Raw genomic sequence first — 24,723 nt, 5'->3', positions numbered from 1 at the left:
CATGTGTTAGGCCTGCCGCCAGCGTTCAATCTGAGCCATGATCAAACTCTTCAATTTAAAAGTTTGATGCTCAATGAATTAAACTTCGTAATGAATTACGTGTTCACTCGTTGAGACTTGGTATTCATTTTTCGTCTTGCGACGTTAAGAATCCGTATCTTCGAGTGCCCACACAGATTGTCTGATAAATTGTTAAAGAGCAGTGCCGCTTCGCTTTTCTCAGCGGCGCGGGGTGTGCATATTACGCTACCCCGCTACGAAGTCAAGCATTTAATTTCGCTTTCTTCGCCGGAGTTCTCAGTGGAACTCCGCTGACCCGGCGGCTTGTAATCCGTTGTTCCGTGTCAGTGGAGGCGCATTATAGGGAGTTATTTCAGGCTGACAAGTTAAAAATATAAAAAACTTATCAAGCGATCACTTTTCAATCAATACGTCCATTTTTGCCTGGATTTTAAACAAAAACGAGCCCCGCAGGGCCCGTTTATTGTTGTTTTGTGACTTACTGCACTGCCACTATGCGATCGTCATTCACTTCCAGACGAATCGTTTTGCCCGGAATCAGTTCACCAGACAGAATTTGCTGCGCCAGCGGGTTTTCGATCTGCTGCTGGATAGCACGTTTCAATGGACGCGCGCCATACACCGGATCGTAACCATTCGCACTCAGCAGTTTAAGCGCCTCGTCAGAAATATGGATTTCATAGCCACGCTCTTCCAGACGTTTGTACAGACGCTGCAACTGGATCTGAGCAATAGAAGCAATATGCTGCTCACCCAGCGGATGGAACACAACAACCTCATCTATACGGTTGATGAATTCCGGGCGGAAGTTATTGCTCACAACGCCCAGCACCATATCTTTCATATGGCCGTAATCCAACTCGCCGAAGCGTTCCTGGATCAGATCGGAACCCAGGTTTGAGGTCATAATGACAACCGTATTACGGAAGTCGACCGTTCTCCCCTGTCCGTCAGTCAAACGACCATCGTCAAGCACCTGCAGCAGAATGTTGAACACATCCGGGTGTGCTTTCTCCACTTCATCCAACAAGATGACAGAGTAAGGACGACGACGTACTGCTTCCGTCAGGTAACCCCCCTCTTCATAACCGACATATCCCGGAGGTGCCCCAACCAGACGAGACACCGAGTGTTTCTCCATAAACTCGGACATATCGATACGCACCATTGCATCGTCACTGTCGAACATAAAGTTTGCCAGCGCTTTGCACAGTTCGGTTTTACCGACACCGGTTGGACCAAGGAACAGGAATGAACCAATCGGACGATTCGGATCGGACAAGCCCGCACGGCTACGACGGATGGCGTTAGAAACGGCTTCCACCGCTTCGTTCTGACCAATCACGCGGCTGTGCAGCTCCTGCTCCATACGCAACAGTTTTTCTCGTTCGCCTTCCAGCATGCGAGCAACTGGGATCCCGGTCCAGCGCGCCAGCACCTCAGCAATTTCTGCATCCGTAACTTTATTACGCAGCAGACGCATGGTTTTGCCTTCAGACTGGGTGGCTGCTTCCAGTTGTTTTTCCAGTTCAGGAATTTTGCCGTACTGCAGTTCAGACATCCGCGCCAGGTCGCCAACGCGGCGCGCCTGTTCGATGGCGATTTTTGCCTGCTCCAGCTCAGCCTTGATAGTTTGCGTTCCCGAGAGGGAAGCTTTTTCAGCTTTCCACTCTTCCTCTAACTCAGAATACTGGCGTTCTTTGTCGTCCAGCTCTTCGTTGAGCATATCGAGACGTTTTTTACTTGCCTCATCAGACTCTTTCATTAATGCCTGCTGTTCCAGTTTGAGCTGGATAATACGGCGGTCGAGTCTGTCGAGTTCCTCCGGCTTGGAGTCAATCTGCATACGAATGCTGGATGCCGCTTCGTCAATAAGGTCGATAGCTTTATCCGGCAACTGACGATCGGCAATATAGCGGTGAGACAGCGTAGCTGCCGCAACAATCGCCGGGTCAGTAATCTGCACATGATGGTGCAGTTCATAACGTTCTTTCAGGCCACGCAAGATTGCGATGGTGTCTTCCACTGAAGGTTCAGCCACAAACACTTTCTGGAAACGACGTTCCAGCGCCGCATCTTTTTCGATGTACTGGCGATATTCATCAAGCGTTGTGGCGCCTACGCAGTGCAGTTCCCCGCGAGCCAGTGCTGGTTTCAGCATGTTCCCGGCGTCCATTGCGCCATCGGCTTTACCCGCCCCAACCATGGTATGCAATTCGTCGATAAACAGAATGACGTTGCCTTCCTGTTTCGAGAGATCGTTCAGCACACCTTTTAAACGTTCTTCGAACTCACCACGATATTTGGCCCCAGCAACCAGCGCGCCCATATCCAGCGCCAGTACACGACGGCCTTTTAAGCCTTCCGGCACTTCACCATTGATGATGCGTTGGGCCAGCCCTTCAACGATGGCGGTTTTACCGACGCCGGGTTCACCGATTAACACCGGGTTATTTTTAGTACGACGTTGCAGCACCTGAATGGTACGGCGAATTTCTTCATCACGGCCGATGACCGGATCGAGTTTGCCCTGTTCGGCACGTTCGGTCAGATCGACGGTATATTTTTTCAAGGCCTGACGTTGGTCTTCAGCCCCCTGGTCATTCACGCTTTCACCTCCACGCATTTGTTCAATTGCCTGAGTGATATTGGCGGTCGTCGCGCCTGCTGATTTTAATAAGTCGGTCAGCGTACCGCGTGACTCAAGCGCCGCCAGAACGAACAGTTCTGACGAAATAAAGTTGTCCCCACGTTTTTGCGCCAGCTTGTCGCAAAGATTCAGTACACGCACCAGTTCCTGAGAAGGCTGCACATCGCCACCGGTACCTTCTACCTGTGGCAAACGGCTCAACGCCTGGTCAATGGCTGTACGTAACTGGCCAGCATTAATGCCAGCAGACGTTAATAAAGGACGTACCGATCCCCCTTCCTGATTCAGCAAGGCGCTCATTAGATGAAGTGGTTCGATGAATTGATTGTCGTGCCCCAATGCGAGTGACTGGGCATCGGCAAGAGCAAGCTGGAATTTATTAGTAAGACGATCCAGACGCATAACTCCTCCCATAACAGGTCAAAATTGCTACTGGAGATTAAATGAGGTCATCCCTCAATTATTCAAGGTGAATGACCTGAATTATGTGAAAAGAAAATTACACGTACCGGATCGTCTTGATTCTTTAGGTTATATCAGCCAAATAAAACTTGCCATACGACCCGTGGTATTGTCGCGACGATAAGAGAAGAACGTCTCACTTTCGCTGAAGGTGCAGCGGTCGCCGCCATAGATGTTCTCTACCCCGACACTGGACAGACGCTGGCGCGCAAGCTGGTAGATATCCGCCAGATACTTATCGCCGCGCGGTACAAATGCAAGGTCCGCTTGCGGATCTTTCGTCATGAACGCCTCGCGGACTTCTGGTCCAACTTCAAACGCGTTTGGACCTATCGCCGGGCCTAGCCAGGCAATAATGTTTTCAGGTTTGTCGGCAAAACACGCCACCGTCTCTTCCAGCACGCCGGCGCATAATCCGCGCCAACCCGCATGGGCCGCAGCAACTTCCGTTCCGGCACGATTGCAAAACAACACCGGCAAACAATCAGCAGTCATCACCGCACACACGGTGCCCGGCGTGTTGCTGTACGACGCATCTGCGCGTTTGCAGGCGTAAGGCTCGCCGGTCAGTTTCAGGACATCCTTACCGTGGACCTGCTCTAACCAGACTGGCTTTGACGGCAGATTGCCCGCAGCAAACAGTCGTTTGCGGTTCTCTTCAACATGTTCCGGGTTATCGCCGCAATGGGCGCCCAGATTCAGCGAATCGTAAGGCGGCATACTAACTCCGCCAATACGGGTAGAACTACACGCCGCGACACCTTGCGGTATCGGCCACTGCGGGACAATTAGCTTACTCATAGCCAGGCAATATCATCCTTATGTTCTTCGAAATCAGCGCGCATCACTTCAATCAACTGCACCATATCTTGTGGGATCGGCGCATGCCATTCCATTTCGATACCGGAAATCGGGTGATACAAACGCAGCATGGTCGCGTGCAGCGCTTGACGGTCGAACTTACGCAGTACGGAGATAAATTCGTCAGAAGCGCCTTTCGGTGGACGTGGACGACCGCCGTAAACCTGATCGCCCACCAGCGGATGAGTGATATGTGCCATGTGCACGCGGATCTGGTGCGTACGTCCGGTTTCCAGACGCAACCGCAGACGCGTGTGCACACGGAAGTGTTCCATAATGCGATAGTGCGTTACCGCCGGTTTCCCCATTGGGTGTACCGCCATGTGCGTACGCTTGGTCGGGTGACGGCTAATCGGTTCCTCAACGGTTCCGCCAGCAGTCATGTGACCAATTGCCACGGCTTCGTACTCACGGGTAATTTCGCGCAGCTGCAACGACTCCACCAAACGTGTTTGCGCTGGAACCGTTTTTGCCACCACCATTAATCCGGTCGTGTCTTTATCCAGACGGTGCACGATACCTGCACGAGGAACATCCGCGATTGGCGGGTAGTAATGCAGTAACGCATTCAATACCGTACCATCAGGATTCCCGGCGCCCGGATGCACTACAAGGTCACGGGGTTTGTTGATGACAAGAATGTCGTCATCTTCATAAACGATATCCAGTGGGATATCCTGAGGTTCAAAACGAACCTCTTCATCAATTTCTGCATTGATGGAGACACGCTCTCCACCCAACACTTTTTCTTTCGGTTTATCGCAAAGTTGGTCATTTACCAGTACGCGCTGGTCGAGGATCCATTCTTTTATGCGCGATCGCGAATAATCAGGGAACAATTCGGCCAAAGCCTGATCTAAGCGTTGACCGAGCTGATTTTCGGAGACTGTTGCGGTGAGTTCTACTCGTTGTGCCATAAACTGCTTCTTCGTTTAACGTTGGGTTTTACGGCTTTGCCGTTTAATATAGTGTGCTATTGTAGCTGGTCTTAACCGGGAGCAGGAACAGAGAATCTCCCGTATTACATTTTGAGGAAAGTCAAAACGTCATGACGCGCATGAAATATCTGGTGGCAGCAGCCACGTTGAGCCTGTTTTTGGCGGGTTGCTCTGGTTCAAAGGAAGAGGTGCCCGATAATCCGCCAAATGAAATCTACGCGACTGCTCAGCAAAAGCTGCAGGACGGTAACTGGAAACAGGCAATAACGCAATTGGAAGCGTTGGATAACCGTTATCCATTTGGACCGTATTCTCAGCAGGTGCAATTAGATCTCATCTACGCCTACTACAAAAACGCCGATCTGCCACTTGCTCAGGCTGCCATCGATCGTTTTATCCGTCTTAACCCGACACACCCTAACATTGATTATGTCATGTATATGCGTGGCCTGACCAATATGGCGTTGGATGATAGCGCACTGCAAGGATTCTTTGGTGTTGATCGTAGCGATCGCGATCCGCAACATGCCCGAGCTGCGTTTAATGACTTTTCCAAACTGGTGCGTGGGTATCCGAATAGCCAGTACACCACTGACGCCACCAAACGTCTGGTGTTCCTGAAAGACCGCCTGGCGAAGTATGAATACTCCGTTGCAGAATACTACACTGCCCGCGGCGCATGGGTTGCCGTGGTAAACCGTGTGGAAGGCATGCTGCGCGACTACCCGGATACCCAGGCAACACGTAATGCCCTGCCGTTGATGGAAAACGCTTATCGCCAGATGCAGATGAATGCGCAGGCAGAAAAAGTCGCGAAAATCATTGCCGCCAACAGCAGCAATACCTGATTTGCCTCATAATGCAAAACGGCAGCCCAAGGGCTGCCGTTTTTTTATCCGTTAACGCCACAACTGAAGCGGTTTAGCTCCAACGCATTCCATCAAATATGGCCTGCTTTCAGGTATTCCTCAAGTAAAAAATCGCCTGTTCCTGCGGTGCCTCACAAAAAGGTTTTCTTGACAAAAAGCGACAAAACAATGTGATTTAGATCACACATTTTGACATTAGGAACGGTATGCTGGAATCACCAAGACGGGAAAGACAAGAGGTAAAATTTATGACAATGAACATTACCAGTAAACAAATGGAAATTACTCCGGCAATTCGCCAGCATGTCGCAGACCGTCTCGCCAAACTTGAAAAATGGCAAACTCATCTGATTAATCCACATATCATTCTGTCTAAGGAGCCACAGGGTTTCATTGCTGATGCCACCATCAATACACCGAACGGACATCTGGTCGCCAGCGCAAAACACGAGGATATGTACACAGCAATTAACGATTTGATCAACAAGCTGGAACGGCAGCTCAATAAAGTGCAGCACAAAGGCGAAGCCCGTCGTGCAACAACTTCAGTCAAAGACGCCAACTTCGTCGAAGCAGAAGAAGAGTAGTCCCTTACATTGAGTGTATCGCCAACGCGCCTTCGGGCGCGTTTTTTGTTGACAGAGTGAAAACAGTACGGGTACTTTACTGACGTAGCCAAAGGAAAATTACATGAAACTTGTCCCGTTCTTCTTCGCATTCTTTTTTACCTTCCCCTGAATGGGAGGCGTTTCGTCGTGTGATAAAGAATGCGAAGACGAACAATAAGGCCTCCCACAACGGGAGGCCTTTTTTATTGATAACAAGAAAGGCAACACTATGACATCGGAAAACCCATTGCTGGCGCTGCGCGATAAGATCAGCACGCTGGATGAAAAATTACTGGCCCTGCTGGCTGAGCGACGTGGACTGGCCGTAGAAGTTGGTAAAGCCAAACTGCTTTCGCATCGTCCGGTTCGTGATATCGACCGTGAACGTGACCTTTTGGACCGACTCATTCAGCTTGGCAAAACACATCATCTTGATGCTCACTACATTACTCGCCTGTTCCAGCTCATAATCGAAGATTCCGTCCTGACTCAACAGGCTCTGCTCCAGCAGCACCTGAACAAAATTAACCCACACTCCGCGCGCGTGGCCTTCCTTGGGCCAAAAGGGTCATATTCTCACCTCGCAGCACGTCAATACGCTGCCCGCCATTTTGAACAATTTATTGAAAGCGGCTGCGCAAAATTTGCCGATATCTTTAATCAGGTCAAAACCGGACAGGCTGACTATGCTGTGGTTCCGATTGAAAACACCAGCTCCGGTGGGATTAACGACGTTTACGACCTGCTGCAGCACACCAGCCTGTCTATCGTTGGCGAGATGACCATTACGATAGACCACTGTGTACTGGTGTCTGGCACGACGGATCTTGAGACCATTGAAACGGTATATAGCCATCCGCAGCCGTTCCAGCAGTGCAGCAAGTTCCTGAATCGCTACCCGCACTGGAAGATTGAGTACACTGAAAGCACCTCTGCGGCGATGGAAAAAGTTGCGCAGGCTAACTCACCGCGCGTGGCGGCCCTGGGGAGCGAAGCCGGAGGCGTACTGTATGGATTACAGGTTCTCGAGCATATTGAGGCTAACCAGTCGCAAAACATCACCCGCTTCGTGGTGCTGGCACGCAAAGCAATCAATGTTTCCGATCAGGTTCCGGCAAAAACAACCCTGTTGATGGCGACGGGGCAACAAGCCGGTGCGCTGGTTGAGGCGCTGCTGGTACTGCGTAACCATAATCTGATTATGACTAAACTGGAGTCACGCCCGATTCACGGCAATCCGTGGGAAGAGATGTTTTATCTTGATATCCAGGCCAACCTGGAATCGCCCCAGATGCAAAAAGCATTGAAAGAGCTGGGTGAGATTACGCGTTCGATGAAAGTACTGGGATGCTATCCAAGTGAGAACGTGGTGCCAGTCGATCCGAGCTAACATTTGACAATGCCGGATGGCGCTACGCTTATCCGGCCTACGGTTCATACGATTTTTGAAGGCCGGATAAGGCGAACCCGCCATCCGGCATCTTAATTAAGGACGGCTGTCATTCGCCTGGCGTAACAAAGTACGGCTTTCACTCTGGAAGCGTTTCGCATAATCGCCAAACCAGTGCTCCACCTTACGGAAGCTGTCGATAAACGCTTGCTTATCGCCCTGCTCCAGCAAACCTATTGCCTCGCCAAAACGTTGGTAGTAGCGTTTAATCAGCGCAAGGTTGCTCTCAGACGACATAATAATATCAGCATAGAGCTGCGGATCCTGGGCAAACAGACGGCCAACCATCGCCAGTTCAAGGCGGTAAATCGGCGAAGAGAGTGCCAGCAGCTGCTCCAGTTGAACGTTCTCTTCCGCTAAATGCAGACCGTAAGCAAAGGTCGCAAAGTGACGCAGTGCCTGAATAAACGCCATGTTCTGGTCATGTTCAACGGCGCTGATCCGATGCAGTCGCGCACCCCATACCTGAATCTGTTCCAGAAACCACTGATAAGCTTCCGGCTGACGTCCGTCACACCAAACGACGACCTGCTTGGCCAGACTGCCGCTGTCCGGACCAAACATTGGGTGTAACCCCACCACCGGGCCATCATGTGCAGCCAGCATCGCCTGTAAAGGACCATTTTTCACCGAAGCCAGATCCACCAGGATGCAGTCAGACGGCAGACGCGGTAGTTTGGCGATCACCTGCTCGGTGACGTGGATCGGCACGCTGACGATCACCATGCCGGCATCAGAGACGATCTCCGGCGCGCGATCCCAGTCCTGCTGTTCCAGGATCCGCACCTGGTAACCTGACAGGGTGAGCATTTTTTCAAACAGACGCCCCATCTGACCGCCGCCGCCGACAATCACCACCGGCCGCAGAGAAGGACAAAGCGTTTTAAACCCTTTGTCGTTCTCACTGGAGTAGGACTCACGCATAACGCGGCGTAGCACATCTTCAATCAGGTCCGGCGGCACACCCAGGGCTTCCGCTTCCGCCCGGCGAGAGGCCAGCATAGAGGCTTCCCGTTCCGGCACGTAGATCGGCAGCCCAAAGCGGCTTTTTACTTCACCTACTTCGGCAACCAGCTCCAGGCGGCGTGCCAGTAAATCCAGCAGCGCCTTGTCGACTTCATCAATTTGATCGCGTAATGCGGTCAATTCAGCAACCATAACCAACCTCTTATGCTACACGCGCCGACAGCTGGCCGCTTAAATCCTGGCTAATTTCACGCAGCAGCGCATCCGTCATTTCCCAGCTAATGCAGGCGTCAGTTACGGATACGCCGTATTTCATTTCGCTGCGCGGCTGTTCGGAAGACTGGTTGCCTTCGTGAATATTACTTTCAATCATCAAGCCAATGATTGAGCGATTGCCATCTTTGATTTGTGCAATCACGGATTCAGCCACGGCAGGCTGACGGCGGTAATCTTTATTGGAATTACCATGACTGCAATCTACCATCAGAGAAGGTCGTAGTCCCGCCTGCTCCATCTCTTTTTCGCACTGAGCGACATCTGCCGGGCTGTAGTTCGGCGCTTTACCTCCGCGCAAGATCACGTGACCATCCGGATTCCCCTGTGTTTGCAGCAGTGCAACCTGCCCGGCCTGGTTAATACCGACAAAGCGGTGCGACTGCGCAGCCGCACGCATGGCGTTAATGGCAGTCGCCAGGCTACCGTCGGTACCATTCTTAAAGCCAACCGGCATCGAAAGACCGGAAGCCATTTCACGGTGAGTCTGCGATTCCGTAGTACGGGCACCGATTGCGGACCAGCTAAACAGATCGCCCAGGTATTGCGGGCTATTTGGATCCAGCGCTTCAGTTGCCAGTGGCAGTCCCATATTTACCAGTTCAAGCAGCAGCTGACGCGCAATTTTCAGACCTGCTTCAACATCAAAAGAGCCATCCATATGAGGATCGTTAATTAACCCTTTCCAGCCGACAGTGGTACGGGGTTTTTCAAAATAGACGCGCATTACCAGGTAGAGGCTATCGCTGACCTCTGCGGCAAGGGCTTTAAATCGACGAGCATACTCAATCGCCATTTCAGGATCGTGAATGGAGCATGGGCCACATACGACCAGCAGGCGCGGATCGCGACCGGAGATAATATCTGAGATGGTTTTACGCGACTGGGCGATTTGCGCCTCTTGCTCCTGGCTCAGCGGAAATTCAGCTTTCAGCTGCTCCGGAGTCATCAGAACCTGTTCGTCGGTAATATGTACGTTGTTCAGCGCGTCTTTTTGCATGATGGTGATCCTGTTTAGCTCGTTTGCGATAGTTGATCCTCAGCGAGGAGGAAATAACGATATCACAACAGGTAAAGATTTCAATCCACAATCCGTAAATTTTAATTTACATGGAGTTGTTTTAAGGCAAAAACAGCCCTTATAAATGTACACTTAAATTTACATCACCGAATTTTCAGATCCACTATGCTTAAAAAAACGAAGGAGCACAGGCAATGAAGCAACTCATCAGCATCTTGTTTCTATTACTTCTTAGCGGATGTCAGATAGACCCCTACACCCATGCCCCTACCTGGACTGGTACCGACTGGTACGACGCCGGGATACAAGATGCCATTTCGGGTTATGCCGTTAAAGATAATGAAACGCTTGCCGACAACTACAATGACCCTGACGTCGATCGTACGGAATACCTTAAGGGTTACGCCGAGGGACAACGTAAAACCTGCCAGCAGGATTTTGTTTATGCCAGAGGCCTGACCGGGAAAACTTTTCCGCCCAGTTGCGATACTGTCGAAAATGTTGACCAGTTACACAGCGCCTGGCAGCAAGGGGCAAACGAGGGTGCTGCCTCGATAAGGTTAAATTAAACAATGGTTTATATTTTATAAACCATTAAGATTTAACTTAAATCACCAATAGCATTATTCCAGGAATAATGACGGCTTAGGAAAATAATGTTATTTTGTTGCAAACAATCTTGAATGTATTTCGACGTTTTACAGCAAACGCTGGTAGGTAACTATTCATGAGCTATTCTTACCGACTCATACTTCTACTGGCACTGCTCCTGACCGGATTACCGCTGTATGCCCAAAGCGTTACGGAAGAAGCAAAATCGGTACGCGCTATGGTTTCCGGCATCGTCAGTTATACACGCTGGCCTGCACTTTCCGGGCCCCCAAAACTGTGTATTTTCTCTTCATCGCGTTTTTCCAGTGTCCTGAAAGATACCAGTGCAGGCGCATTACCCTATCTTCCCGTCATCATCCGTACGGAACAAGAAATATTAGTTTCGCAGTGTGACGGTTTTTATTTTGGAAAAGAATCCCCTACTTATCAGGTGGAATTAAAGAATAAATATCCGACTAAGGCATTGTTATTAATTGCTGAACAGAACCCCGAATGCGTTATTGGCAGCGCCTTTTGCCTCATAATTAAAGACGAAGATGTGAGATTTTCCGTAAATATGGATTCCCTTTCACGCAGCGGCGTAAGGGTCAGTCCAGACGTATTGATGCTTGCACGGAATAATAAGCATGGATAAGGGCCATTCTCCCATAGCACGCCCGACGTTTAAGCGAACATTACGGCGTATCAGCATAATCAGCGTTCTGGTAACCATGATGCTGATCTGGCTGCTGCTCAGCATTTCTTCCGTGCTGGCATTAAGACAGTATGCGCAAAAGAATCTGGATCTGACTGCCGCTACCATGACCCGTACGCTCGAAGCTGCATTAGTCTTTTCTGATAGTGTTGCAGCAACTGAAACGCTGGCGGCACTGGGTCAGCAGGGGCAATTTTCCGTTGCAGAAGTTCGTAATAAAAACCAGAAGGTGATCGCCACCTGGCGCTATAACGCGCAGGATACCACTGAAAAGATTAGCGGGATGATCAGCCACTGGCTGTTCCCACAATCGGTCACTCAGCCGATTTTGCACAATGGCAACGTCATCGGTGAAGTACGATTGACTGCGCGCGATAGCGTTATCAGTCATTTCATCTATTTGTCGCTGGCCGTTCTTACCGGGTGCATTCTGTTGGCATCCGGAATTGCATTAATGCTCACTCGCTATTTACACAATGGTGTTGTGGATGCACTGCAAAACATTACCGAGGTGGTACATGATGTTCGTACCAACCGTAACTTTTCACGGCGGGTATCAGAAGAACGCATTGAAGAGTTTCATCTCTTTGCCCTAGACTTTAATAGTCTGCTGGACGAGATGGAGGAGTGGCAACTTAAACTGCAGGCAAAAAACGCTCAGCTGTTGCGTACTGCACTACATGATCCTCTGACGGGTCTGGCAAATCGCGCCGCATTTCGCAGCAGCATAAATGCCCTAATGAATGATGATGCCGCCCACAGCAGCTCGGCATTGTTATTCCTTGATGGCGACAATTTTAAATTTATTAATGATACCTGGGGCCACGCAGCGGGGGATCGGGTCCTGATTGAAGTCGCAAAAAGGTTATCCGAGTTTGGGGGGAGTCGCCATTACCCATACAGACTTGGCGGCGATGAGTTCGCCATGGTGCTGTACAGCGTTCATTCTGAATATGAAGTTCAGCGGATCTGCGCGGCACTGTCACAAGAGTTTAACCGACCTTTTGACCTGCATAATGGTCATCTGGCAAGCATGACGCTCAGCATTGGGTTTGCGCTGACGTGGGAACATGCCTCTGCCGAAAAATTACAAGAACTTGCCGATCAAAATATGTATCAGGCTAAACATTTGCGTTCTGAACGCATTATTAAAAAATAAGGAATTACACACATGCTAAAACGTTTATTATCCCCGTTTCTTCTGCTTTTACTGATTCTGGCTGGCTGTCAGGCACCTCAGGGAAAATTTACCCCAGAGCAAATTGCAGCCATGAAATCATACGGATTTACTGAAGCATCAGGAGACTGGTCTCTCGGCCTGTCTGACACCATCCTGTTTGACAAAAATGACTATAAACTCCGTCCTGAAAGTGAAAAACAGATCAAGGAAATGGCATCCAAACTGGCAGCTACCGGGCTAAATCATGCTCGCCTGGATGGTCATACTGATAACTACGGTGAAGACAGCTATAACGAAGCTCTGTCACTCAAACGCGCTAATGTCGTTGCCGATGCCTGGGCGCAGGGCGCTAATATTCCCCGCACCAACCTGACTACTCAGGGACTCGGGAAGAAATATCCCATTGCCAGCAACCAGACATCAAAAGGTCGCGCTGAAAACCGCCGCGTGGCGGTCGTGATCACGACACCATAATCGTCCCCCAACTGGCTGCGCACCGCGCAGTCCTTCCATTGCCATAAAGAACAAAAGAGTAAACGTCGGGATAAAAAAAGGGCCAGCCTTTCGGCCAGCCCTTTTCTAACAGGATGTCGCTTGCGCGAATCTTAGTTAAGACGCTCTTTGATACGAGCAGACTTACCAGTGCGCTCACGCAGGTAGTACAGTTTAGCTTTACGAACAGCACCACGACGTTTAACAGCAATGCTGTCAACTACCGGAGAGTGAGTCTGGAAGACACGCTCAACGCCTTCGCCGTTGGAAATTTTACGAACAGTGAATGCAGAGTGCAGACCGCGGTTACGAATAGCGATAACCACGCCCTCGAATGCCTGCAGACGTTTTTTGGAACCTTCAACAACCCATACTTTCACTTCCACGGTATCACCCGGACGGAAGGAAGGTACGTCCTGCTTCATCTGTTCTTGTTCAAGTTGCTTAATAATGTTGCTCATAATTTAATCTCTTATCCTGGGTAAACTGATATTGGGGGCTTACGCCTGCCCATCATGTTTATGTTGCTGTTGTGCGTGTTCCTTTTTGAACTCCGCCAGCAACCTTGCTTGCTCTTCAGTCAGAGCCAGGTTTTCCAGAAGTTCAGGTCTTCTAAGCCAGGTCCGGCCCAGCGACTGCTTCAAACGCCAGCGACGTATCTCAGCGTGGTTCCCCGACAGTAACACCGCCGGTACTTCCATCTGCTCTAACACTTCAGGTCGGGTATAGTGCGGGCAATCCAGCAACCCATCAGCAAACGAATCTTCGATTGCCGAAGCTTCATGACCCAGTACCCCCGGAATAAACCGGGACACGGAGTCGATCAGCGTCATTGCTGGTAACTCACCACCGCTGAGTACGTAATCGCCGATTGACCATTCTTCGTCAATTTCGGTTTGAATCACGCGCTCATCTATTCCTTCATAGCGACCACATACCAGAATCAGCTTTTGATTCGTGGCCAGTTCGCTAACGCCCGCTTGATCAAGCTTGCGTCCCTGAGGTGACAGATAAATCACCTTTGCGCCTTCACCAGCCGCAGCTTTTGCTGCATGAATGGCGTCCCGTAAAGGTTGCACCATCATTAACATCCCCGGTCCGCCGCCGTAAGGACGATCGTCCACGGTACGGTGCCGGTCATGAGTAAAGTCACGAGGACTCCAACTCTGGATGTTCAGCAGGCCATTTTTTACTGCCCGGCCAGTTACCCCGTAATCGGTAATTGCGCGGAACATTTCTGGAAACAGGCTAACGATACCTATAAACACAAGCCAATCCCCATAACGCCGACTTTTACCGTTTATCCGGTGGTTTAAAAACCAGGATCCCAATCTACTTCGATAGTACGAGTAGCGAGATCGACTTTCTTGATAACCTGCCCATCGAGGAACGGCACAAGACGTTCCTTGATACCAAACGCATCTTTCAGGTTTGCCTTGATGACGATGACGTCATTCGAACCGGTTTCCATCATATCGACGACTTTACCGAGATCGTAGCCTTCAGTAGTCACTACCTGGCAGCCCATAAGGTCTTTCCAGTAGTAGGAACCATCTTCCAGCGCTGGCAACTGCGAGGAATCCACGACAATTTCGCAATTAGTCAGTAGATTCGCCGAATCACGATCGTCAACGCCTTTCAGCTTGATGATCAGATCCTGATTGTGGTGCTTCCAGCTTTCCAGCTGTACTTGCTGCCACTGACCCGCCTTCTGGATAAACCAGGGCTGATAGTCAAAAATGCTTTCGGCGTCTTCAGTGGAAGAAAACACTCTGAGCCAACCACGGATACCGTAAGAAGACCCCATTTTCCCCAAAACGATGGGTTCCACAGGAGCCTGTGCGGCGAGTTGCTTGCTCATCATGACCACCGTGACAGATTAAGCTGCTTTGTTTGCTGCTTTGATCAGCGTAGCTACGCGATCAGAAATAGTCGCGCCCTGGCCAACCCAGTGAGCGATGCGATCCAGATCCAGGCGAGTGCCTTCTTCTTTTTCGCTAGCGATTGGGTTAAAGAAGCCAACGCGCTCGATGAAGCGACCGTTGCGTGCATTACGGCTGTCGGTAACAACAACCTGGTAGAACGGACGCTTTTTAGCGCCGTGACGAGCTAAACGAATAGTAACCATAACATCCTCTTGTGTGAATAAAACACCCAGGCCCCATCGAGGAACGGAGCCCGGGTGTCATATTAAAAGCCCGAAAATTTTACTGATTTCTGGGGAAAATGCAATCAGCAGTTGATAACTCTGCTATAAAAGGCCGTTGGCGGTGCCGTCAGTTCGGTGCCGGCGTGCGCGCAGCCACCGGAGCGTACACGCAGTACGTGAGGATGGCGAGCACACCCCGGTGCCGAAATGGCAAACAAGCCAAGCCGATTAGCGGCCTGGGAATCCTGGGGGCATCATCCCCTTCATACCACGCATCATCTTCGCCATTCCGCCCTTCTTCATTTTCTTCATCATGCGCTGCATGTCGTCGAACTGTTTCAGAAGGCGGTTTACGTCCTGTACCTGCATACCGCAACCGGCAGCGATACGGCGTTTGCGGGAACCTTTGATAATTTCCGGCTTAGCGCGTTCTTTCATCGTCATCGAGTTGATGATGGCTTCCATACGCACCAGCACTTTATCGTCCATCTGCGATTTCACATTGTCAGGGATCTGACCCATGCCCGGCAGCTTGCCCATCAGGCTTGCCATACCGCCCATGTTTTTCATCTGGTTGAGCTGTTCAAGGAAATCGTTGAGATCGAAGCCATCGCCTTTTTTCAGCTTGCTGGCTAATTTTTCTGCCTGCGCACGGTCAACCTTGCTTTCGATATCTTCGATCAGTGACAGCACGTCACCCATGCCGAGAATGCGCGAAGCAATCCTGTCCGGATGGAACGGCTCCAGTGCTTCGGTTTTCTCGCCGACGCCGAGGAATTTAATCGGCTTACCGGTAATATGACGAATAGAGAGCGCCGCACCGCCACGGGCATCACCATCAACTTTTGTCAGCACTACGCCGGTTAACGGCAGCGCTTCGTTAAAGGCTTTTGCGGTATTTGCGGCATCCTGACCGGTCATGGCGTCGACCACAAACAGCGTTTCTACCGGCTTGATAGAAGCGTGGACCTGTTTGATTTCGTCCATCATGGCTTCGTCAACGTGCAGACGACCGGCGGTATCCACCAGCAGCACGTCGTAGAATTTGAGTTTGGCTTCTTTCAGCGCGGCGTTAACGATATCGACCGGCTTCTGGCCGACATCCGACGGGAAGAAGTCAACACCGACCTGCTCGGCCAGCGTTTCCAGCTGTTTGATCGCCGCCGGGCGATAAACGTCCGCAGAGACCACCAGCACTTTCTTCTTGTGCTTCTCGCGCAGGAATTTACCCAGCTTACCGACGCTGGTCGTTTTACCCGCACCCTGCAGGCCCGCCATCAGCACCACGGCTGGCGGCTGTGCAGCCAGATTCAGGGTCTGGTTTTCTTCGCCCATTGCCGCAACCAGTTCGTTACGGACAATCTTGACGAACTCCTGACCCGGCGTCAGGCTTTTGTTAACTTCATGACCAACCGCTTTCTCTTTTACGCGATTGATAAACTCACGCACTACCGGCAGCGCTACGTCAGCCTCCAGCAGCGCCATGCGCACTTCGCGCAGCGTCTCTTTAACGTTGTCTTCAGTAAGGCGTCCACGGCCACTGATATTGCGCAGCGTGCGCGACAAACGATCGGTTAAATTATCAAACATTGTCTCTCGCCTGGGGTGGAAACGGTCGGTCGCGACAGCGACACATCAACAGAAATTTGTCGCAGTATAACATGAAGCCGCCTTTGTTGTTATGCAACGGTTGGAGCAGCGGTCACGTAACGCTATACTGCTTTTCTTTATCACTGGCCAACTGTCGACACCTATATGCCCGTTTTTGCTCTGCTCGCCCTTGTCGCCTACTCAGTCAGCCTCGCGCTGATTATTCCCGCTCTGCTGCAAAAAAACAGCGGCTGGCGGCGTATGGCTATTCTCTCTGCGGTCGTTGCGCTGGTAAGCCATGCTATCGCCCTGGAAGCGCGTATCCTACCCGGCGGTGAAAGCGGACAAAACCTGAGTCTGTTGAACGTCGGCTCGCTGGTAAGCCTGATGATCTGTACGGTAATGACCATCGTCGCGTCCCGCAATCGTGGCTGGCTATTGCTGCCCATTGTCTACGCCTTTGCGCTGATAAACCTGGCCTTCGCCACATTTATGCCTAACGAGTTCATCACCCATCTCGAAGCTACGCCAGGCATGATGATTCACATCGGGCTATCACTGTTCGCTTACGCCACGCTGATTATCGCCGCGCTCTACGCGCTACAGTTGGCATGGATCGATTACCAACTGAAAAACAAGAAACTGGCCTTCAGCAATGAGATGCCGCCACTGATGAGTATTGAGCGGAAGATGTTTCATATCACCCAAATTGGCGTGGTTCTGCTGACGCTCACCCTGTGCACTGGCCTGTTTTACATGCATAACCTGTTCAGTACCGAGAACATTGATAAAGCCGTTCTCTCTATCGTGGCATGGTTTGTCTATATCGTTCTGTTGTGGGGACATTACCATGAAGGTTGGCGCGGACGTCGCGTCGTATGGTTTAACGTCGCAGGCGCTGGCATTCTGACGCTGGCCTATTTCGGCAGCCGTATCCTGCAGCAGTTCGTGAGTTAAATCTTTAAGGAACCCTACGTGGAACACATCTCCACCACCACGCTCATTATCACGCTCCTCATCATGGTGGTCATTTCCGCCTATTTTTCCGGTTCTGAAACCGGAATGATGACCCTGAATCGCTACCGCCTACGCCATCGGGCCAAACAGGGAAATCGCCAGGCAAAACGCGTTGAAAAGTTACTTCGCAAGCCGGATCGCCTGATAAGCCTGGTGCTCATCGGTAATAATCTGGTGAATATTCTGGCCTCCGCACTCGGCACCATTGTCGGTATGCGCCTGTATGGCGATGCTGGCGTCGCCATTGCCACCGGGGTACTGACGTTTGTGGTGCTGGTTTTTGCCGAAGTGCTGCCAAAGACGATTGCCGCGCTATATCCGGAAAAAGTTGCCTATCCGAGCAGCGTCCTGCTGGCTCCGCTGCAGATTCTGATGATGCCGTTAGTATGGCTACTCAACACCATTACGCGGCTTCTGATGCGCATGATGGGCATCAAAACGGATATCGTAGTGAGCGGTTCGCTGAGTAAAGATGAACTGCGAACGCTGGTGAATGAATCGCGCTCGCAAATCTCACGCCGTAACCAGGATATGCTGCTGTCAGTGCTGGATCTGGAAAAAGTCAGCGTCGATGACATCATGATCCCGCGTAATGAAATCATCGGCATTGATATTAACGATGACTGGAAATCAATCGTGCGTCAGCTTTCGCACTCCCCGCACGGTCGTATTGTGCTGTATCGCGACTCGCTCGACGATGCCATCAGTATGCTGCGCGTACGTGAAGCCTGGCGATTGATGGCCGAGAAAAAAGAGTTCACCAAAGAGACCATGTTACGCGCCGCCGACGAAATTTATTACGTTCCGGAAGGCACACCACTCAGCACCCAGCTCATTAAGTTTCAGCGCAATAAGAAGAAAGTGGGCCTGGTCGTTAATGAATATGGCGATATTCAAGGACTGGTTACGGTCGAGGATATTCTGGAAGAGATTGTTGGTGACTTCACGACCTCAATGTCACCGACGCTTGCCGAAGAAGTCACGCCGCAGAATGACGGTTCGGTGATCATTGACGGTAGCGCCAACGTTCGTGAAATCAATAAGGCGTTTAACTGGCACCTGCCGGAAGATGACGCTCGTACCGTGAACGGTATTATTCTTGAAGCGCTGGAAGAGATCCCGGTTGCTGGCACACGTGTGCGTATTGGGCAGTACGATATCGATATTCTCGACGTGCAGGATAATATGATTAAACAGGTGCAGGTGTTGCCCGTCAAACCGCTGCGGGAAAGCGTATCGGACCAGTGAGAGTAATCCAGACCGGGTAGCGCATCAGCATTACCCGGTCTGAGGCTGATTAGCCTTTGGCTTTCGCCACAGAGACCATCGCCGCACGGATGGTACGTCCGTTCAGGGTATAGCCTTTCTGCATAACCATCAGCACATTACCGGCAGCAACGTCGTCAGACTCTACCATTGCAATCGCCTGGTGCACGTTCGGGTCCATCGGCACGTCGATATCCGCAACTACCTGTACGCCGAACTTCGCCACAACATCCAGCATTGACTTACGAGTCAGCTCAATACCTTCGACCATAGCCGCCATAGCGTCATTGTCTTTGTCCGCAACTTCCAGCGCACGGTCCAGGCTATCCAGCACCGGCAGCAGTTCGTTGACGAATTTTTCCAGTGCAAACTTATGCGCTTTTTCTACGTCCAGTTCGGTACGACGACGCAGGTTTTCCATTTCCGCTTTGATACGCAACACGCTGTCGCGCTCGCGCGTTTCGGCTTCAGCAAGCTGAGCTTCCAGATTCGCAATTTTTTCATCGCGCGGATCCACCTGCTCAGCAGAAGCGTCTGGTTCAACCGCCTCAACTTCTTCGTGCTGATCCATGATAATTTCTTCCGGGGCTTGCCCCTCAGGCGTTTTCTGTTCTTTACTACTCATGAATTTCTCCGCGTTTTTTTCGCATTCATCTTGCTAACTTGGCTTATTATGGGGATCAGATTCAGGGATTCAAGGGAAGTACTCACATTGTCACTAATCTTCGTTACAAGGACCTCGAGAAAATGAACAAACATTTCAAGTGTATTGGCATTGTGGGGCATCCACGTCACCCCACTGCACTGACCACACATGAAATGCTCTACCGTTGGCTGTGCGCCAAAGGTTATGAGGTTATCGTTGAGCAACAAATCGCCCACGAGCTGCAGCTGAAAAATGTGAAAACCGGTACGCTCGCAGAGATTGGCCAGCAGGCAGACCTCGCCGTGGTAGTCGGCGGCGACGGCAATATGCTGGGCGCCGCACGCACCCTGGCACGTTATGACATCAAGGTTATTGGCATTAACCGCGGTAATCTCGGTTTTCTGACCGACCTTGACCCAGACAATGCTCAACAACAGTTAGCTGACGTGCTGGAAGGCCACTACATCAGCGAAAAGCGCTTTTTACTCGAAGCCCAGGTATGCCAACAGGATTGCCAGAAGCGCATTAGCACTGCGATCAATGAAGTTGTGCTGCACCCCGGGAAAGTGGCGCACATGATTGAATTCGAAGTCTATATCGATGAAATCTTTGCCTTCTCTCAACGTTCAGATGGGTTAATTATCTCCACACCAACTGGCTCTACCGCCTACTCGCTCTCTGCCGGAGGCCCAATTCTGACACCTTCTCTGGATGCCATTACGCTGGTTCCGATGTTTCCGCATACGCTTTCCGCGCGACCGCTGGTGATCAACAGTAGCAGCACTATACGCCTGCGTTTTTCTCATCGCCGGAACGATCTCGAGATCAGCTGTGACAGCCAGATCGCCCTGCCTATACAGGAAGGTGAAGACGTATTAATTCGCCGCTGTGATTATCATCTGAACCTGATACACCCAAAAGATTACAGCTATTTCAACACATTAAGCACTAAACTAGGCTGGTCAAAAAAATTATTCTAATTTAACGCCAACCTCTTTACTGTATAAAAAACCAGTTTATACTGTATGTAATTACAGTTATGGTTTTTCATACAGGAAAACAGCTATGTTGGCACAACTGACCATCAGCAATTTTGCTATCGTTCGTGAACTTGAGATCGATTTCCAGAACGGAATGACCGTTATTACCGGTGAAACTGGTGCGGGTAAGTCCATTGCCATTGATGCTCTCGGTTTGTGCCTGGGCGGACGCGCAGACGCCGACATGGTACGTGCAGGCGCCACGCGAGCCGACCTCTGCGCGCGATTCGCCTTAAAAGACACCCCCGCGGCTCTGCGCTGGCTGGAAGAAAACCAGCTTGAGGAAGGCCGTGAATGTTTGCTGCGTCGTGTTATCAGCAGCGATGGACGTTCACGCGGCTTCATTAACGGCACTGCCGTACCGTTGTCACAGCTGCGCGAGCTGGGCCAGTTGCTTATTCAAATCCACGGTCAGCATGCGCATCAGCTCCTGACAAAATCAGAACACCAAAAGTCTCTGCTGGATGGTTACGCCAATGAAGCGTCCCTGACTCAAGAAATGGCTGCGCGCTACCAGCTGTGGCACCAAAGCTGCCGTGACCTGGCGCATCATCAACAACAGAGTCAGGAGCGTGCAGCCCGGGCGGAACTGTTGCAATACCAGTTAAAAGAACTGAACGAATTCAACCCGCAGCCGGGTGAATTTGAGCAAATTGATGAAGAGTACAAGCGTCTGGCTAACAGCGGGCAATTGCTCACCACCAGCCAACAGGCGCTGGCTATCCTGGCGGATGGCGAAGACATCAACCTGCAAAGCCAGCTGTACACTGCAAAGCAGCTGGTCACTGAACTGGCAGGCATGGACGGCAGACTTTCCGGTATCCTGGATATGCTGGAAGAGGCCACGATCCAACTCAGCGAAGCCAGCGACGAGCTGCGCCACTATTGCGATCGTCTGGATTTGGACCCTAACCGTTTGTTTGAACTTGAACAGCGTATTTCCAAACAAATCTCATTGGCCCGCAAGCATCATGTTGCCCCTGAAGCGCTGCCACAGTTCTATCAGTCATTGCTGGATGAACAACAGCAGTTAGACGATCAGGCCGACTCGCTCGAAACCTTAACCCTGGCGGTGAACAATCACCACCAGCAGGCTCTGGAAACGGCAAAAATGCTGCACCAACAGCGCCAGCATTATGCTCAGGAGCTGGGACAACTGATTACAGAGAGCATGCATACTCTCTCAATGCCGCACGGTGTCTTTTGCATTGATGTGAAATTTGAGGAACATCATTTGAGCGCAGACGGTGCCGATCGCGTAGAGTTTAAAGTGACCACTAACCCAGGCCAGCCGTTGCAGCCGATTGCGAAAGTGGCTTCAGGTGGGGAACTGTCGCGCATTGCGCTGGCTATTCAGGTTATTACCGCACGCAAAATGGAAACACCGGCGCTGATTTTCGATGAAGTGGATGTCGGTATCAGCGGCCCGACTGCTGCGGTAGTGGGAAAAATGCTGCGTCAGTTGGGCGAGTCAACTCAGGTAATGTGCGTTACTCACTTGCCGCAGGTTGCTGGCTGTGGTCATCAACACTTCTACGTCTGCAAAGAAACGGATGGCGCGATGACCGAAACACACATGCAGCCGCTTGATAAACGCGCTCGCCTGCAGGAATTAGCCCGCCTGCTTGGCGGTAGCGAAGTGACGCGCAATACCCTCGCAAATGCAAAAGAACTGCTGGCGGCATAAACTTTTTTACCTTGTTAAGGTCTGAGTTCAACATAAAATCGCCGACCGACCCGACAGCAAAAGGTTTTAAAGTGGTGAAAGGTCTATTATCATCGGCATATTACATATGAGCCGCGTACTGCTCGGGCCCGAAAAGGAATCAAATCACTATGCGCTGTAAAACGCTGACTGCTGCTGCAGCAGTACTACTGATGTTGACTGCAGGCTGTTCCACTCTGGAGCGAGTGGTTTACCGCCCTGACATCAACCAGGGAAATTATCTGACACCTACCGATGTCGCCAAAGTGCGCACGGGTATGACGCAACAGCAGGTTGCTTATGCTCTGGGTACACCAATGATGTCCGATCCTTTTGGCACTAACACCTGGTTTTATGTGTTCCGTCAGCAACCTGGTCATGAAGGCGTAACCCAGCAAACACTGACGCTGACCTTTAACAGCAGCGGCATTTTGACGAACATTGATAACAAACCTGCTTTGACCGACAACAAGTAGGATTAACAGATCAAAAAAAGGTGCTCAATGAGTACCTTTTTTATTGTCTGCTATTTTTTAGCAGATTTCTCTGCTCGCTGTCTGCGCAGCTCTTTCGGATCGGCAATCAGTGGCCGGTAAATTTCCACCCTATCACCGTCCTGGAGAACATCAGCAAGCTTTACCGGACGGCTGTAAATGCCCACTTTATTTTTGCTGAGATCGATATCGGTACGCAATTCCAGCAGCCCGGAAGCGCGGATAGCCTCTTCCACCGTAGCGCCCTGTTGCAGCGTCACACGCTGTAGATACTGTTTCTCGGGTAGCGCATACGCCACTTCAACAACAATTTTAGCTGACGCTGACACTGTAAACCTCTTTCGCGCGGACCGTGAAGGCCTGCACCATGTTCGAAGCCAGCTCTTTAAAGATACGACCAAATGCCAGCTCGATTAACTTATTGGTAAACTCAAAATCGAGATGAAATTCAATGCGGCACGCTTCATGACTCAGTGGCGTAAACTTCCATCCGCCAATGAGTTTCTTGAACGGTCCGTCGACCAGATGCATCAGGATACTCTGGTTACTGGTCAGTTGATTGCGCGTAGTGAACGTTTTGCTAATCCCTGCTTTCGAGACATCCACCGCCGCGGTCATCTGTCCCGGAGTCGACTCCAGCACACGGCTACCGGTGCATCCCGGTAAAAACTGGGGATAGGATTTAACATCATTCACTAGCTGATACATCTGTTCCGCACTGTAAGGTACTAAAGCGGTCCGGCTAATCTGAGGCATAACAATTTCCATCAATATCAATCACACAAATAATACCATTTATCCCCCGCTAAAAAAAACGCTATAGCCTAACTCGTGCTAAGATAGCGCCTTGCGCCCCGCTGGATGAAATGGGGTGTTTTTCGATTCCAGATTACCTATACTGAGCGGCATTATGACGAAGAAAAAAGCACACAAACCTGGCTCAGCCACAATCGCGCTTAACAAGCGTGCACGACACGAATACTTTATTGAAGAAGAGTTCGAAGCAGGACTCGCTCTGCAAGGTTGGGAAGTCAAATCCCTGCGGGCGGGTAAAGCTAACATCGGCGACAGCTACGTCATCCTTAAAGACGGCGAAGCGTTCCTGTTTGGCGCCAACTTCACGCCAATGGCTGTTGCCTCAACGCATGTGGTATGTGATCCCACCCGTACCCGTAAGCTGTTGTTAAACCAACGTGAGCTCGACTCCCTGTATGGTCGAATGAATCGTGACGGTTATACCGTTGTTGCGCTTTCACTGTACTGGAAAAATGCCTGGTGCAAAGTGAAAATTGGCGTCGCGAAAGGTAAGAAACAGCACGACAAGCGCTCCGATGTGAAAGAACGCGAATGGCAGTTAGATAAAGCGCGTATTATGAAAAATGCTGGTCGCTAAACGCTATTCTCCTGTGACCAGTCTCTCATCCTGAGACTGGTTCTTATTTTTTAGTTATTGAAACCCACTCAATACATTCATCAGATTTATGGTTTATTTGTGCTGAATCGTTCAGGTATGAAATAAACTCCCCTGGCATTACCGTAGCGCCCCATAGTCTAATAAAATAAAACTTCAAGACCATGTCACCTATATTCAAACTTATTTAATAACACTATTATTACTGTTGTTTATTATATCGCCTATCATTTCAATTAAAATACAAAACCTTTAAATACAATAAGTTAAATAAAAATAAATCATTAAATACACACCGGAAAGTATAC

27 protein-coding genes and 1 other annotated feature are annotated in these 24,723 nt (G+C 50.6%); of the genes, 14 read left to right on the top strand and 13 right to left on the bottom strand.

The window, feature by feature from the left end; all coding sequences use genetic code 11:
- Window positions 1-499 precede the first annotated feature (499 nt).
- From clpB to rluD, 3 genes are all read right to left on the bottom strand, one after another.
- Entirely contained in the window at window positions 500-3,073 is a 2,574-nt protein-coding gene (gene clpB / locus OGY13_RS25015; protein WP_003826468.1) for an ATP-dependent chaperone ClpB, read from the bottom strand.
- Between the two features lie 129 nt (window positions 3,074-3,202).
- Entirely contained in the window at window positions 3,203-3,934 is a 732-nt protein-coding gene (gene yfiH, locus OGY13_RS25010; protein WP_153686726.1) for a purine nucleoside phosphorylase YfiH, read from the bottom strand.
- Window positions 3,931-4,911 (bottom strand): 23S rRNA pseudouridine(1911/1915/1917) synthase RluD, encoded by a 981-nt coding sequence (gene rluD, locus OGY13_RS25005; protein WP_003826464.1) that lies wholly within the window; start codon window positions 4,909-4,911, stop codon window positions 3,931-3,933. The genes yfiH and rluD overlap by 4 nt, the downstream gene beginning before the upstream one ends.
- A gap of 131 nt (window positions 4,912-5,042) precedes the next feature.
- On the opposite strand from rluD, the gene bamD reads away from it, so the two are divergent.
- The 4 genes from bamD to pheA all read left to right on the top strand — a co-directional run bounded on the left by bamD (window position 5,043) and on the right by pheA (window position 7,799).
- The gene (gene bamD / locus OGY13_RS25000) at window positions 5,043-5,780 is read left to right on the top strand and encodes an outer membrane protein assembly factor BamD (RefSeq protein ID WP_003826460.1); all 738 of its coding nucleotides are present in this window, start codon (window positions 5,043-5,045) and stop codon (window positions 5,778-5,780) included.
- A gap of 269 nt (window positions 5,781-6,049) precedes the next feature.
- Entirely contained in the window at window positions 6,050-6,388 is a 339-nt protein-coding gene (gene raiA, locus OGY13_RS24995; RefSeq protein ID WP_003031244.1) for a ribosome-associated translation inhibitor RaiA, read from the top strand.
- 102 nt (window positions 6,389-6,490) lie between these two features.
- Window positions 6,491-6,616, top strand: a sequence feature (Phe leader region).
- Window positions 6,492-6,539, top strand: a complete 48-nt coding sequence (gene pheL / locus OGY13_RS24990) for a pheA operon leader peptide PheL (RefSeq protein WP_100250063.1) — start codon at window positions 6,492-6,494, stop codon at window positions 6,537-6,539. It overlaps the preceding feature by 48 nt.
- Window positions 6,617-6,638: 22 nt before the next feature.
- Window positions 6,639-7,799, top strand: a complete 1,161-nt coding sequence (gene pheA / locus OGY13_RS24985; RefSeq protein ID WP_213752927.1) for a bifunctional chorismate mutase/prephenate dehydratase — start codon at window positions 6,639-6,641, stop codon at window positions 7,797-7,799.
- 96 nt (window positions 7,800-7,895) lie between these two features.
- Here the strand turns inward: pheA and tyrA are convergent, their stop codons facing one another.
- Together tyrA and aroF are read right to left on the bottom strand one after the other, a co-directional pair.
- Complete coding sequence (gene tyrA / locus OGY13_RS24980) at window positions 7,896-9,017, bottom strand: bifunctional chorismate mutase/prephenate dehydrogenase (protein ID WP_003826456.1); 1,122 nt, start codon at window positions 9,015-9,017, stop codon at window positions 7,896-7,898.
- Between the two features lie 10 nt (window positions 9,018-9,027).
- Window positions 9,028-10,098: a 3-deoxy-7-phosphoheptulonate synthase AroF gene (gene aroF, locus OGY13_RS24975; protein ID WP_032944601.1), complete on the bottom strand. Its 1,071-nt coding sequence runs from the start codon at window positions 10,096-10,098 to the stop codon at window positions 9,028-9,030.
- Window positions 10,099-10,313: 215 nt separating this feature from the next.
- Here aroF and OGY13_RS24970 point away from each other — a divergent pair, with 215 nt between their 5' ends.
- The 4 genes from OGY13_RS24970 (at window position 10,314) to OGY13_RS24955 (ending at window position 13,079) form a co-directional block, all read left to right on the top strand.
- Window positions 10,314-10,688, top strand: coding sequence for a DUF2799 domain-containing protein (locus tag OGY13_RS24970; RefSeq protein WP_008785516.1), 375 nt, complete (start codon window positions 10,314-10,316; stop codon window positions 10,686-10,688).
- A gap of 158 nt (window positions 10,689-10,846) precedes the next feature.
- Window positions 10,847-11,365, top strand: a complete 519-nt coding sequence (gene yfiR, locus OGY13_RS24965; RefSeq protein ID WP_003826451.1) for a regulatory sequestration protein YfiR — start codon at window positions 10,847-10,849, stop codon at window positions 11,363-11,365.
- The gene (gene dgcN, locus OGY13_RS24960; RefSeq protein WP_213752928.1) at window positions 11,358-12,584 is read left to right on the top strand and encodes a diguanylate cyclase DgcN/YfiN; all 1,227 of its coding nucleotides are present in this window, start codon (window positions 11,358-11,360) and stop codon (window positions 12,582-12,584) included. Before yfiR ends, dgcN begins: the two co-directional genes overlap by 8 nt.
- 12 nt (window positions 12,585-12,596) lie before the next feature.
- On the top strand, window positions 12,597-13,079 hold the full coding sequence (locus tag OGY13_RS24955) for an OmpA family protein (protein ID WP_003826447.1): 483 nt from the start codon (window positions 12,597-12,599) through the stop codon (window positions 13,077-13,079).
- 131 nt (window positions 13,080-13,210) lie between these two features.
- On the opposite strand, the gene rplS is transcribed toward OGY13_RS24955, so the two are convergent.
- The 5 genes from rplS to ffh all read right to left on the bottom strand — a co-directional run bounded on the left by rplS (window position 13,211) and on the right by ffh (window position 16,836).
- On the bottom strand, window positions 13,211-13,558 hold the full coding sequence (rplS, locus tag OGY13_RS24950; protein ID WP_002914145.1) for a 50S ribosomal protein L19: 348 nt from the start codon (window positions 13,556-13,558) through the stop codon (window positions 13,211-13,213).
- Between the two features lie 39 nt (window positions 13,559-13,597).
- Window positions 13,598-14,365, bottom strand: coding sequence for a tRNA (guanosine(37)-N1)-methyltransferase TrmD (trmD, locus tag OGY13_RS24945; protein WP_003031232.1), 768 nt, complete (start codon window positions 14,363-14,365; stop codon window positions 13,598-13,600).
- A 44-nt stretch (window positions 14,366-14,409) separates the two neighbouring features.
- A complete protein-coding gene (gene rimM, locus OGY13_RS24940) occupies window positions 14,410-14,958 on the bottom strand; it encodes a ribosome maturation factor RimM (RefSeq protein WP_003031230.1) in 549 nt (182 codons plus the stop codon).
- An 18-nt stretch (window positions 14,959-14,976) separates the two neighbouring features.
- Window positions 14,977-15,225, bottom strand: coding sequence for a 30S ribosomal protein S16 (gene rpsP, locus OGY13_RS24935; protein WP_003031228.1), 249 nt, complete (start codon window positions 15,223-15,225; stop codon window positions 14,977-14,979).
- 249 nt (window positions 15,226-15,474) lie between these two features.
- A complete protein-coding gene (gene ffh, locus OGY13_RS24930) occupies window positions 15,475-16,836 on the bottom strand; it encodes a signal recognition particle protein (RefSeq protein WP_003031226.1) in 1,362 nt (453 codons plus the stop codon).
- 165 nt (window positions 16,837-17,001) lie between these two features.
- Between ffh and OGY13_RS24925 the strand changes: the two genes are divergently transcribed.
- Together OGY13_RS24925 and OGY13_RS24920 are read left to right on the top strand one after the other, a co-directional pair.
- Entirely contained in the window at window positions 17,002-17,793 is a 792-nt protein-coding gene (locus OGY13_RS24925; protein WP_003031224.1) for a cytochrome C assembly family protein, read from the top strand.
- Between the two features lie 18 nt (window positions 17,794-17,811).
- On the top strand, window positions 17,812-19,101 hold the full coding sequence (locus OGY13_RS24920; protein ID WP_008785520.1) for an HlyC/CorC family transporter: 1,290 nt from the start codon (window positions 17,812-17,814) through the stop codon (window positions 19,099-19,101).
- Between the two features lie 49 nt (window positions 19,102-19,150).
- Here the strand turns inward: OGY13_RS24920 and grpE are convergent, their stop codons facing one another.
- Complete coding sequence (grpE, locus tag OGY13_RS24915) at window positions 19,151-19,744, bottom strand: nucleotide exchange factor GrpE (protein ID WP_003826408.1); 594 nt, start codon at window positions 19,742-19,744, stop codon at window positions 19,151-19,153.
- 122 nt (window positions 19,745-19,866) lie between these two features.
- Here grpE and nadK point away from each other — a divergent pair, with 122 nt between their 5' ends.
- The 3 genes from nadK (at window position 19,867) to bamE (ending at window position 22,986) form a co-directional block, all read left to right on the top strand.
- On the top strand, window positions 19,867-20,745 hold the full coding sequence (gene nadK, locus OGY13_RS24910; RefSeq protein WP_032944608.1) for an NAD(+) kinase: 879 nt from the start codon (window positions 19,867-19,869) through the stop codon (window positions 20,743-20,745).
- 85 nt (window positions 20,746-20,830) lie between these two features.
- Window positions 20,831-22,492 (top strand): DNA repair protein RecN, encoded by a 1,662-nt coding sequence (gene recN, locus OGY13_RS24905; protein ID WP_213752929.1) that lies wholly within the window; start codon window positions 20,831-20,833, stop codon window positions 22,490-22,492.
- Between the two features lie 149 nt (window positions 22,493-22,641).
- On the top strand, window positions 22,642-22,986 hold the full coding sequence (gene bamE, locus OGY13_RS24900) for an outer membrane protein assembly factor BamE (protein WP_008785524.1): 345 nt from the start codon (window positions 22,642-22,644) through the stop codon (window positions 22,984-22,986).
- Between the two features lie 50 nt (window positions 22,987-23,036).
- Here bamE and OGY13_RS24895 read toward each other — a convergent pair whose 3' ends face one another.
- Together OGY13_RS24895 and ratA are read right to left on the bottom strand one after the other, a co-directional pair.
- Entirely contained in the window at window positions 23,037-23,333 is a 297-nt protein-coding gene (locus OGY13_RS24895; RefSeq protein ID WP_008785525.1) for an RnfH family protein, read from the bottom strand.
- Complete coding sequence (gene ratA / locus OGY13_RS24890; protein ID WP_003826396.1) at window positions 23,317-23,760, bottom strand: type II toxin-antitoxin system toxin RatA; 444 nt, start codon at window positions 23,758-23,760, stop codon at window positions 23,317-23,319. Before ratA ends, OGY13_RS24895 begins: the two co-directional genes overlap by 17 nt.
- Before the next feature lie 154 nt (window positions 23,761-23,914).
- Between ratA and smpB the strand changes: the two genes are divergently transcribed.
- Window positions 23,915-24,397 carry an SsrA-binding protein SmpB gene (gene smpB, locus OGY13_RS24885; protein WP_003031211.1) on the top strand — a complete coding sequence of 161 codons (483 nt, stop codon included), beginning with the start codon at window positions 23,915-23,917 and terminating at the stop codon, window positions 24,395-24,397.
- Window positions 24,398-24,723: the final 326 nt, after the last annotated feature.

Origin of the sequence: Citrobacter sp. Cpo045 (assembly GCF_030332875.1) — a bacterium.
GTDB lineage: Bacteria > Pseudomonadota > Gammaproteobacteria > Enterobacterales > Enterobacteriaceae > Citrobacter > Citrobacter portucalensis.
The sequence above is the reverse complement of the archived record's forward strand: the minus strand, read 5'-3'. Positions and strand labels throughout refer to the sequence as shown.

Excerpts from the sequence above, each read along its gene's own strand:
- clpB (WP_003826468.1), bottom strand. The coding sequence starts at position 3,073 with ATGCGTCTGGATCGTCTTACTAATAAATTCCAGCTTGCTCTTGCCGAT.
- yfiH (WP_153686726.1), bottom strand. The coding sequence starts at position 3,934 with ATGAGTAAGCTAATTGTCCCGCAGTGGCCGATACCGCAAGGTGTCGCG.
- rluD (WP_003826464.1), bottom strand. The coding sequence starts at position 4,911 with ATGGCACAACGAGTAGAACTCACCGCAACAGTCTCCGAAAATCAGCTC.
- bamD (WP_003826460.1), top strand. The coding sequence starts at position 5,043 with ATGACGCGCATGAAATATCTGGTGGCAGCAGCCACGTTGAGCCTGTTT.
- raiA (WP_003031244.1), top strand. The coding sequence starts at position 6,050 with ATGACAATGAACATTACCAGTAAACAAATGGAAATTACTCCGGCAATT.
- pheA (WP_213752927.1), top strand. The coding sequence starts at position 6,639 with ATGACATCGGAAAACCCATTGCTGGCGCTGCGCGATAAGATCAGCACG.
- tyrA (WP_003826456.1), bottom strand. The coding sequence starts at position 9,017 with ATGGTTGCTGAATTGACCGCATTACGCGATCAAATTGATGAAGTCGAC.
- aroF (WP_032944601.1), bottom strand. The coding sequence starts at position 10,098 with ATGCAAAAAGACGCGCTGAACAACGTACATATTACCGACGAACAGGTT.
- OGY13_RS24970 (WP_008785516.1), top strand. The coding sequence starts at position 10,314 with ATGAAGCAACTCATCAGCATCTTGTTTCTATTACTTCTTAGCGGATGT.
- yfiR (WP_003826451.1), top strand. The coding sequence starts at position 10,847 with ATGAGCTATTCTTACCGACTCATACTTCTACTGGCACTGCTCCTGACC.
- dgcN (WP_213752928.1), top strand. The coding sequence starts at position 11,358 with ATGGATAAGGGCCATTCTCCCATAGCACGCCCGACGTTTAAGCGAACA.
- OGY13_RS24955 (WP_003826447.1), top strand. The coding sequence starts at position 12,597 with ATGCTAAAACGTTTATTATCCCCGTTTCTTCTGCTTTTACTGATTCTG.
- rplS (WP_002914145.1), bottom strand. The coding sequence starts at position 13,558 with ATGAGCAACATTATTAAGCAACTTGAACAAGAACAGATGAAGCAGGAC.
- rimM (WP_003031230.1), bottom strand. The coding sequence starts at position 14,958 with ATGAGCAAGCAACTCGCCGCACAGGCTCCTGTGGAACCCATCGTTTTG.
- rpsP (WP_003031228.1), bottom strand. The coding sequence starts at position 15,225 with ATGGTTACTATTCGTTTAGCTCGTCACGGCGCTAAAAAGCGTCCGTTC.
- ffh (WP_003031226.1), bottom strand. The coding sequence starts at position 16,836 with ATGTTTGATAATTTAACCGATCGTTTGTCGCGCACGCTGCGCAATATC.
- OGY13_RS24925 (WP_003031224.1), top strand. The coding sequence starts at position 17,002 with ATGCCCGTTTTTGCTCTGCTCGCCCTTGTCGCCTACTCAGTCAGCCTC.
- grpE (WP_003826408.1), bottom strand. The coding sequence starts at position 19,744 with ATGAGTAGTAAAGAACAGAAAACGCCTGAGGGGCAAGCCCCGGAAGAA.
- nadK (WP_032944608.1), top strand. The coding sequence starts at position 19,867 with ATGAACAAACATTTCAAGTGTATTGGCATTGTGGGGCATCCACGTCAC.
- recN (WP_213752929.1), top strand. The coding sequence starts at position 20,831 with ATGTTGGCACAACTGACCATCAGCAATTTTGCTATCGTTCGTGAACTT.
- bamE (WP_008785524.1), top strand. The coding sequence starts at position 22,642 with ATGCGCTGTAAAACGCTGACTGCTGCTGCAGCAGTACTACTGATGTTG.
- ratA (WP_003826396.1), bottom strand. The coding sequence starts at position 23,760 with ATGCCTCAGATTAGCCGGACCGCTTTAGTACCTTACAGTGCGGAACAG.
- smpB (WP_003031211.1), top strand. The coding sequence starts at position 23,915 with ATGACGAAGAAAAAAGCACACAAACCTGGCTCAGCCACAATCGCGCTT.